Genomic DNA, 9,424 nt, shown 5'->3' with positions numbered 1-9,424 from the left:
CTCGACCTTCTCCCTGCTGTACATGCGAACCTCCAGTCCGGACCGCCCCGCGGTCCAACTTTCTGTCCGCACCCCCATATGAGACATTTGTCACCTGCCGTTTTGGTGCTCAAAGGCATATGAATGTGATGCTGAGCGGAGCAGAACGGAGGGGGTGCACCTATGGCGTCTCGGGGTTGCGCGTCTAATAAAACTGCGGGCGCGCTTATCGCCGTGGTGGTCTTTGCCGCGGCGGTGACACTTATGCGAGTTTACGTTGCCGGCGACCATGGCGCTCAAGGAAAGACTGCCGCGCAAGTGTCGCTCAACGATTGCGCTGCCGTTCCGGTGGCGGTCAAGCTTGTCGAGGACGGGGAGGCGCGGACGGTCTATGAGACCGACGATTCCGAACTGGTCGCATCGGCTTTTGCCGCGCTCGATGGCTGCACCGTGGGGGATGCGGTGGATGAGCGGATGAGCGATGCCGGCCGAACGCTCGTCTTTGTCTATGCAGACGGTTCGGAGCAATCGGTAGAGCTCGAAGGCAAGAATATCGTGCTCGATAAGACGGCGTACCGACTTAACGGTGCCGATGAGTTATGGCGGCAGCTTGCCGCGATCAAAAACAGCTAACGAAATTAGGGATGTACGGGATGAGTGACTTGAGATTCTGCCCGGCGTGTGGGGCGCAGCTGCCTCGGGTCGCCGGCGTGCCGGTGCGATTTTGCCCGGGGTGCGGCGTCCGACTTGAGGGCGTTGCATGCGGCTCGGATGCCACGGGGTCTGTGAATGACGCTACTGCCGATGATGGCGCGAGCGAAGGCCGCGAGCCGAGCGTGGCTGTGCCGACGCAGAGTGCCGAGGCCGCGTCACCGTCTGGCGACACAACCTCGGCGGACGCTCCTCGCGCTGTTGACCTTGAGCTTCATGCCGCATGCGATGCCTCTGGCGGGCAGGCGCTCGCGCAGGTAGCGCTGCCGCGGGGTTGGCAAATCGAAGAGGCGCATCTTGAGCGCAGCGGCAGTTTCGACTGCCCGATTTCGGTTGGCGTGACGGCAGCGGGTCCGATGGGTGAGCGGATTATGTACCGCTCCGAGCTCTGCTACGTGGATGCGGGCGCCGTTGCCAAGCGTATCCCCACGCAAACCGAGCGCAAGGCGTTTATGCACGTGGAGGCAGCTTGCGACGAGCTGGCTCAGGCCTGCGCGGCACAGCTGGGCGCACGGGCGGAGGTTGTGGCCGGGCAGCCGTACCCATCGAACGCGGCGCTCGATATCGAGCGCGAGCGTGCCCGCGTAAAGCGCGAGGCGGTAAACGACTTTGCGATTCAGGGCTTTTCGATGGAGCCGAGCAATGTGATCTATGAGTGCCGCATGCGTCGATATCGGCTCACGGGCGCTCCAGTGCCCACCGAGCTCGCGGTGGCGGCCAAAGTCGAGGGCTATGTGGCCTCGATCGGCGGCGTCGCAGGCTCTAAGGGTAAAGGCATTGCCGCTGGGGCCGAGGCGCTGCTGGGCGCAGGCCTTTCGAGCGGACTGATCGGCGGCGTTTTGGGCAAACGCCTGCGCGAGCGCCAGGCGGCGGCAGCGGCGGGACAGGGCGTCGCGCAAGGACAGCCCACGGGTCGAGGCGGTTGCCCGGACGGAGCGTCGTTCGAGCTGGGCGCGGCCGACCTGCTGCAGTGGCGTATCAGGGACAGCTTCTGTCTGGTTGCGCCAGAAGGTCGCCTGGACGAGGCGGCCTCTACGGCGCTTGCCTCAATGGCGTCGACCTTGCGGCTTAACCCGGCTATTGCACGTGAGGCGTCCGCTCAAAAGCAACAGATGGTGCTCGAACAGCGCCAACGCACGCAGATGAACATTGCCCAGCAGCAACAGCAGTTTGCAGCCTGGCAGCAGATGCATGCCTCGCAGCAGGCGGCGTTCGACAGCTACCAGCAGGCATGGTTCGATCGCAGCGATCGTCAGCACGCCGCGAACATGGCTGCCAGCGCAGCCAGTTTCTCTAGCGCGGGCGTAGGCACGGGTGCGGCCTCGTATTCCGATGCCATTCGCGGGGTTAACCATTACACCAGGCCCGACGGCACCGATGTCGAGGTCTCGGTGATGGCCGACCAGGCCTGGGTCAACGGTTCGGGCGATGTCATCGGCACGCGCGATGGCTTTGAGCCTGGTTTTGGCTGGACGGAGCTGCCTCGCCAATAGCGTGAGACGGCTTGTGTGTGAATCGATGCCGGGCGTGTTTCTCGGCATTGTGATAAAGAACGGGAAAGGAACAACGATGAGGGAGACGGTACTTTCGCGCACGGCATTTGTCGCGGCGGCGGGAACGGCGCTGCTGACGCTTGTGGGGTGCGGCGGACAGCGGACGCAGGATGCGACGGGTTTTAACGACGACCGCCCGGTAAAGGACAAGATGGACGCGGGTGCGACGTCGGGCGATTCCGGCGACGCGGACAGCGATTCGGGCGCGGACAGCGGCTCGGCGGATGCGTTCGATACGTGGTCGGATGATTGCTGGGATGCGCACCGCAACATCAGCATCGCGGCACTCCTCGAGCTTAAGGGCTGGCAGTTGCAGGAGTTTGTCACGCAGCAGGGCTATACCTGGCAAGACGCGCTCGAGATGTACGAGGACGAGGCGGGACACGTGCTCAGCGTCTGCAATATCAGCAAGGACGGCGCGACCGAATGGCTCGGCGAGGACGAAATCGGAAAGCTCGACAAGGGCGGCACCGGAAGCACCGTGATGTTCACGCTGCAACTTTCGGGCTATTCGAGCTGCGAGGATGTTATCGCGGGCTTTTCCGTGCCGGTCGAGGACCGGGCGCAGATTACTTCGGGCTCATGGATCGCGTGCGTATACGGTTCCAACATGGCGCGGCACGTCGCCATGGCGAGCCCGATGGAAAACGGTGACTACCGCTTGGATCTCATTACCGAGGAGGCTATCAAGACCGGTACGTTTACCCAGGGCGGCGGTGCTCCGACGATAGACGAATTTTGGCAGGAAAAGGCTGGACGCGCGCTCGGCTAGGTGCGACGTGGCCAATACCATAGCGAGGGACGAACATGATGAATGAAGTGGTGATGAGCCGTGCGGCCTTTGTGGCAGGCGCGGGCGTGCTGGCTTGTGCGCTGGCTGGCTGCTCGGGCGGATTGGGCGGCGCGGGCGGTGCCAAGAAGGCGACCACGGCGGACGCCGCCTGTGTAGACGACAACGCCAACGTGACGGTCTATGCTGCGATCAACTTGGACGGCGCCGACCTGGTGCGCCTGCTCAAGCATCAAAACTATGAGTGGCAAGGCGAGAGCGTGGGCTACGGTGCCGCCGATGACGCGGGGCTTTTCGCCTTTACCTTTTCTAAGATTTCGGATGACGTGGACGAACTTGCGAACAGCGCGATACCGCTTTCGGAGTCCGAGTACGAGGAACTTGAGCCGGGCGGCGGAGACGATAGCGTGGCGATTTTGCTCTCGGTGGGCGGCTATACGACGGGCGATCGTGCGCTCACCGGCGCAATCGGCGATGCGGCGATAGTGCAGGAGAAGTGCACAATCGACGATTCCGTGTATTGGCTGGTCAAGGCGCTCGACGGCAGCCGTTACGTGATTTCGGCCTACGACACCGAAGATGATGGCGACAGCGCGCATGACATCTATATCTATAGTGAGTCTTTTATTCACACCGGTTATCTGAGCGGCGGCGACCAAATCGATATCGACGAGCTCTGGAGCCGCCTGACTAACGCCTCATAGCGCACCAAAACCACCACAAAGGGGACAGGCACCTTTGTGGTGGTTTTGCCCTTGGGCTGTCTACTGAGGCGGTTCACCGTGCTACAGCAGCTCGCCGTGGCGGGCGATGTAGCGGCGCTTTGCCAGCTGGGTGAGCGCGATGTAGGCGGTGACGATGCCGATGAGCAGCGCGAAAAAGCTCGCGGGTAGCGTCATGAGGCCGAGCGCATCGGCGATGGGGCTTGCTGGCAGCCAGGTGACGAGCGCCAGGCCCAGCACGGTGAGAGCGCACAGTGCCGGCGCGGCGTGGTCACGCGGGCTCGGCAGGCGCGGGGAGCGCAGCATGTGGATCACAAGCGTCTGCGACCACATGGACTCGACAAACCAGCCGCTCTGGAAGAGCGCCGCAAAGGCTGCCATGCCCGTGACGTTGCCCGCGGCGGCAAGCTCGGACCAGCTTGCGCCCACGGCGGCGGGGCACACCACAAAGAAGAGCGCGGCGAAGGTCACGATGTCAAACAGCGAGCTCACGGGGCCCAGCTCGAGCATAAAGCCCTTGATGGATGCGGCGTCCCAGGCGCGCGGACGGGCAGTCCAGGCATCGTCGACGGTGTCCCACGGCAGCGCGATGCATACGGTCTCGTAGACCAGCGACAGCAGCACCAGCTGCAGGGCGCTCATGGGCAAAAACGGCAAGAACAGGCTCGCGACGGTCACGGACAACACATTGCCAAAGTTGGAGCTCACTGTGGTCTTGAGGTACTTGAGCAGGTTGCCGTAGGTGCGGCGGCCTTCGATGATGCCGCGCTCGAGCACGCCCAGGTCCTTCTGGAGCAAGATGATATCGGCGGATTCCTTGGCAATGTCGACGGCCGAATCGACCGAGATACCGCAGTCGCTCGCACGCATGGCGGCGGCGTCGTTGATGCCGTCGCCCATAAAGCCCACGGTGTGGCCGAGCAGCTCGCGCATGACGCGCACCAGGCGCGCCTTCTGCAGCGGCGAGAGCTTGGCGAAGAGATGGGTCTTCTCGGCGCGCTCGGCAAGTTCGGCGTCATCGAGCGCATCGATCTCGGAGCCGAGCAAGACGTTGCTCGCGTCGATGCCGATCTGCTCGCAGACGGTGGCGGCGACGCGGTCGTTGTCGCCGGTCAGGACCTTGACCGCCACGCCCTTGGCCTCGAGCGTGGCGACGGCGCCCGCGGCACTCGTCTTGGGCGGATCGAGGAAGGCCAAAAAGCCCATCAGCACCATGTCGCATTCGTCGGCGATGCCAAACTCGCCCACGCAGCGCGGATCGGTCTTCTGCGCCACGGCAATCACGCGCAGGCCCTCGGCGTTGAGCCCGGCGACCTGCTTGCGAATCTGGGCGAGCTTATCTTCGGTGAGAGGCTGGGCGACACCATCGACTTCGACAAAGGAGCAGATCTCGAGCATTTCCTCGGCAGCTCCCTTGGTGACCATCTGGGTTTTGCCTTGGACATCGGCTACAACTACGCTCAGGCGACGGCGCGAGAAATCGAAGGGCACCTCGTCGACCTTGGTATAGCGGTCGCGCAGGCTCTGACCCAACATGGAATCGGGTGCGACGGTCGAGGGCGTCACATCGGCACGGTCGATTACGGCCAGGTCGATAAGGTTTTTGAGGCCGGTCTGGAAGAAGCTGTTCAAAAACGCATGGCGCAGCACACGTGCGTCCTCGTTGCCATCGGTGTTGAGGTAGCGCTCGAGCACGATGCGGTCTTCGGTGAGGGTGCCGGTCTTGTCGCAGCACAGGACATCCATGGCACCCAGGTTTTGGATCGCCGGCAGCTCCTTGACGATTACTTGGCGGCGGGCGAGGTCCTTGGCGCCCTGCGACAGGCTCGTGGTCACGATGACGGGAAGCATCTGCGGCGTGATACCCACGGCCACGCTCGTGGCGAACAGCAGCGCGTCGATGGCGTTGCCCTTGGTGGCGGCGTTGATGGCAAAGACGGCCGGCGCCATAACGAGCATGAGGCGTACGAGCAACATGGAGACGCTCGAGACGCCGCGGTCAAACGCGCTCTTCTCGCCGCGCCCGTTGAGCATCTTGGCGATGCCACCCAGGTAAGTATCCGAACCGGTGGCAACGACAAGCGCAATGGCGGTGCCGTTTTGCACGGAGGTGCCGGTAAAGACGATGTTCTTGCAGGCAGAGAGTGGCAGCGCGGAGCCGTCGGCACTCTCGACGACGGTGATGGCGGTGGTCTTCTCGACGGCCTCGCTCTCGCCAGTGAGTGCGGACTCGATCACAAACAGGTCGCGCGCGGTGATGACGCGGGCATCGGCCGGCACCATATCTCCGGCAGAGAGGCGGATCACATCACCGGGGACGAGCTCGTCGAAGGGGATCTCGACGCGCTCGCCGTCGCGCAGGGCGGTGCAAGTGTTGGAGACCAGGTCCTTGAGGGCCTCGGCCGCATTGCCGCTGCGGGCTTCTTGGATAAACTTCATACCGCCCGATACCAGCAACATGATGCCGATGACGATGACCGTGGAGGGGTCGCGCTGCGGCTCGGGCACGGCGAGCACGTCGATGTAGAGCGAGACCAGCGCGAGCGCGGCGAGGATGCCGGCGAAGGGGTCGACAAAGGCGTCGGCGATACGGCGGGCGAGCGTTTTGGTCGGTGCCTCGATGGTGTTGGGGCCGGAGGCGTCCAGACGCTCGGTTGCCTGCTTGGCGGTGAGGCCGTTTGCCGTGGCATCGAGCAGAACGAGGGCGTCCTCGGCACTATGGGTGGCGGCGAATATGGTGTTCTTAGACAGGCCGGTATGAGCGGCAGGGCGCGCCGTACGGCGGCGCTTGGAGATAGCTTCGAGTACCGTGGCGGTTTTGAGCATCAGCATAGGGTCCTCCTTGTTGAAGGGAGTTAGCGTACGTGTCGTATTTGCTTCAAAAAACCTAGATGTCGCTCACGTCAAGCTCACGAGCCACCACAAAGGGGACAGGCACCTTTGTGGTGGTTTTGACGATCGGTTGGTGGCGCTTATGCGAATACGGAATCCTCGCGGCGTGCCGAGGGCGACATGCAGGTTTTTCGACTAGGACTGCCTTCCATGGCACACCTCCTTAAGGCCGGGCGCAGCGCGCTTTGGGTATCTCGTACCCGTTTCAATCCGCCCGTATTCTTGATGAGGGGGTTTGAAATGTCAACCCCCATTGTTCGGAAAACCATTCCCCCTGACAAAGCCTTTACAGAACGCCGCGGCCTCAAAGCGCGCCCGCATCGACGCTTCGCCTGCGCTAAACTGGAAGGCACGTACGCGATTACGAGAGGAGCCCGCATGGAGGCTTACAAGCAAGAGTTCATCAAGTTCATGGTCGAGTCCGACGTTCTTAAGTTCGGCAGCTTTACGCTCAAGAGCGGCCGCCAGTCCCCGTTCTTTATGAACGCCGGCGCTTATGTGACGGGCTATCAGCTCAAGAAGCTGGGCGAGTATTACGCCCAGGCCATCCACGATAACTTTGGCGACGACTTTGACGTCCTGTTTGGGCCGGCCTACAAGGGTATTCCGCTGGCTGTCGTGACCGCCATTGCCTACCACGAGCTGTACGGCAAGGAGGTTAAGTACTGCTGCGACCGTAAGGAGGCCAAGGACCACGGTGCCGATAAGGGCAACCTGCTGGGTTATGAGCCCAAGGACGGCGACCGTGTGGTCATGGTCGAGGACGTTACCACCAGCGGCAAGTCCATCGACGAGACCTATCCCAAGGTCAAGGCTGCTGCCGATGTCGAGATCAAGGGCCTGATCGTGTCCCTCAACCGCATGGAGGTCGGCAAGGGCGGTGTGACCACCGCGCAGAAGGAGATCGAGGCCAAGTACGGTTTCCCCGTCGCGAGCATCGTCTCCATGGCCGAGGTCGTCGAGACCCTCTACAACCACGAGATCGACGGCAAGGTTGTCATCGACGACGAGCTCAAGACCGCCATCGACGCCTACTACGAGCAGTACGGAGTCAAGTAGGTTCCGCCGTTCTGCCGAACGGCGGACCGGTCGACGCTGTGCGGGCCGCATTTGGACAATCTGACGTTCAACTTCAAGGGCGCGACCAGAAGGTCAGCGCCCTTTCGTTTCACGTCACCTTGTCACAAATGCGACCCGCTCGCTGGCGTTGCCAAAACATCGGCGTTGCCGTGGTAGTCATTGGGTAGTCATTGGGGACGTTCATAAATGACTACTCAGGAATGAGCGTGGATAATCTCCCGTTTTTGGCCTGTGTGCGGGCTCAAAGTGGGAGATTATCCACGCTCGCTTTAATTTGCCTGGGCTGCGATGCCTATCTAATCGGCTCGGCGTCTTCCCTGAGAATCGAAAGATACTCTTCATACCCGTACTGCCGGTATCTCTGTCTTGACTCGTCGAGCGGACGGAGGATACCCAATTCTTCAAATGATTTGACGAGCGAGCTCGCGGTACTCCTGCCGATATCGAGTTGGGCAGCGATGAATGCGGTGTCGACGATGGGGTGCTCTTCAAGAATGCCCAACAGCCTTTGCCCGTTTGCAGCAGTCCTTCCGAGATTTTCGGTAATGGTTGCTGTGGAACGGTTATGGAGGTCAACAAGGTTTTTTAAAGACCCTACCGAGTCCTTCGCACTTTCGAGAAGACTGTTGCAGAAAAACTCTATCCATTCCTCGTAAGTGCCTCTCTCCCTTACGGATGTGAGTTGCCGGTAGTACTCGCTTCGATTTTTCTTGAACTGGAACGATGGATAGAACAAGCAAGAATGAAGAACGCCATCATTGATGAGCATAAGTGTAATGAGAAGCCTGCCCAGGCGACCGTTTCCGTCTAGGAATGGATGGGCAGTTTCAAATTGGTAATGGACGAGCGCCGCCCGCACAATCGGATCCATTTCGACTTGAGGCTCATTGATAAAGCGTTCGAGGTCCTGGAGCGTGTTACTCAAATCTTCAATGTTTGGAGGGACAAACGATGCGGTTGCAATGGTGCAGCCTGAGGGGCCAATCCAGTTTTGTGAGGAGCGCAGCTCGCCTGGATTCTTCTCCGTTCCGCGCACTCCGTCCAGCAGGACCGCATGAACTTGCCTAAGAAGTCTCGTGCACAAGGGCATCTTTTTGAGCAGTTCTACGCCGCGGTCGACAGCACGGACGTAATTCACGACGTCTGCGACATCTTTATGATGGAGTTGTGTTTGCGATGGACTAAGTAGGTCGTCAAACGTGCACTGGGTTCCCTCAATTTGCGAAGAAAGGAGTGCTTCTTTGCGCACGTACATTGTCAGATACATATCGGCGTTGGGAACAAAGTAGAGCATGCCTTCAAGCTCTCCAAGCTTTCGCGAGCATGCGGAAAGCGTGCGATAGGTTTCCTCGGTGAGGTTTAGCTGCCTCAATGATTGCAAGGGCGTTGGAAAAAACGAATAGTAAGCCAATTTCCCCGATAGATTATTGCGGAGCGTTCCCTGGCCGTTCTCCTCGATTTGCATCGCGCCCTCCATATCTTTAGTGCCGGAAACTCGTTATTAGGCCAATCATATCAATTCTAATAACGAGTTTAAGGATTAAATAGTTATTAGAATTGATGTAAACAATCTAATGATGAGAAGTCGTTATTACTTGACCATGGAGCTCGGCTTGGTACAGGGGGGTGTTCCTATAGTTTTGTCAACTGGGCAATGCTGTTTTCGAGATTGAATCGCGACATGCTAACGCCAGGCC

General features: G+C 60.5%; 7 protein-coding genes. 5 read left to right on the top strand and 2 right to left on the bottom strand.

Features of this window, described 5'->3' with window-relative positions:
* Positions 1-162 precede the first annotated feature (162 nt).
* From ABHR63_RS09710 to ABHR63_RS09695, 4 genes are all read left to right on the top strand, one after another.
* The gene (locus tag ABHR63_RS09710; RefSeq protein ID WP_055285328.1) at positions 163-612 is read left to right on the top strand and encodes a hypothetical protein; all 450 of its coding nucleotides are present in this window, start codon (positions 163-165) and stop codon (positions 610-612) included.
* Between the two features lie 20 nt (positions 613-632).
* Positions 633-2,183 (top strand): zinc ribbon domain-containing protein, encoded by a 1,551-nt coding sequence (locus ABHR63_RS09705; protein WP_138375258.1) that lies wholly within the window; start codon positions 633-635, stop codon positions 2,181-2,183.
* Positions 2,184-2,259: 76 nt separating this feature from the next.
* Positions 2,260-3,015 (top strand): hypothetical protein, encoded by a 756-nt coding sequence (locus ABHR63_RS09700; RefSeq protein ID WP_346965414.1) that lies wholly within the window; start codon positions 2,260-2,262, stop codon positions 3,013-3,015.
* Between the two features lie 35 nt (positions 3,016-3,050).
* Positions 3,051-3,737: a hypothetical protein gene (locus ABHR63_RS09695; RefSeq protein ID WP_055285325.1), complete on the top strand. Its 687-nt coding sequence runs from the start codon at positions 3,051-3,053 to the stop codon at positions 3,735-3,737.
* Positions 3,738-3,818: 81 nt separating this feature from the next.
* Here ABHR63_RS09695 and mgtA read toward each other — a convergent pair whose 3' ends face one another.
* Positions 3,819-6,587, bottom strand: a complete 2,769-nt coding sequence (gene mgtA, locus ABHR63_RS09690; protein ID WP_346965413.1) for a magnesium-translocating P-type ATPase — start codon at positions 6,585-6,587, stop codon at positions 3,819-3,821.
* Between the two features lie 438 nt (positions 6,588-7,025).
* Between mgtA and pyrE the strand changes: the two genes are divergently transcribed.
* On the top strand, positions 7,026-7,706 hold the full coding sequence (gene pyrE / locus ABHR63_RS09685; RefSeq protein WP_055310632.1) for an orotate phosphoribosyltransferase: 681 nt from the start codon (positions 7,026-7,028) through the stop codon (positions 7,704-7,706).
* Positions 7,707-8,019: 313 nt separating this feature from the next.
* On the opposite strand, the gene ABHR63_RS09680 is transcribed toward pyrE, so the two are convergent.
* A complete protein-coding gene (locus ABHR63_RS09680; protein WP_035136612.1) occupies positions 8,020-9,192 on the bottom strand; it encodes a Fic family protein in 1,173 nt (390 codons plus the stop codon).
* Positions 9,193-9,424: the final 232 nt, after the last annotated feature.

Origin of the sequence: Collinsella aerofaciens (assembly GCF_039752775.1) — a bacterium.
Taxonomy (GTDB): Bacteria; Actinomycetota; Coriobacteriia; order Coriobacteriales; family Coriobacteriaceae; genus Collinsella; species Collinsella aerofaciens_R.
The sequence above is the reverse complement of the archived record's forward strand: the minus strand, read 5'-3'. Positions and strand labels throughout refer to the sequence as shown.

Coding starts and splice junctions, on each gene's coding strand:
- ABHR63_RS09680 (WP_035136612.1), bottom strand. CDS start 9,192: ATGCAAATCGAGGAGAACGGCCAGGGAACGCTCCGCAATAATCTATCG.
- ABHR63_RS09705 (WP_138375258.1), top strand. CDS start 633: ATGAGTGACTTGAGATTCTGCCCGGCGTGTGGGGCGCAGCTGCCTCGG.
- ABHR63_RS09700 (WP_346965414.1), top strand. CDS start 2,260: ATGAGGGAGACGGTACTTTCGCGCACGGCATTTGTCGCGGCGGCGGGA.
- mgtA (WP_346965413.1), bottom strand. CDS start 6,587: ATGCTGATGCTCAAAACCGCCACGGTACTCGAAGCTATCTCCAAGCGC.
- pyrE (WP_055310632.1), top strand. CDS start 7,026: ATGGAGGCTTACAAGCAAGAGTTCATCAAGTTCATGGTCGAGTCCGAC.
- ABHR63_RS09710 (WP_055285328.1), top strand. CDS start 163: ATGGCGTCTCGGGGTTGCGCGTCTAATAAAACTGCGGGCGCGCTTATC.
- ABHR63_RS09695 (WP_055285325.1), top strand. CDS start 3,051: ATGATGAATGAAGTGGTGATGAGCCGTGCGGCCTTTGTGGCAGGCGCG.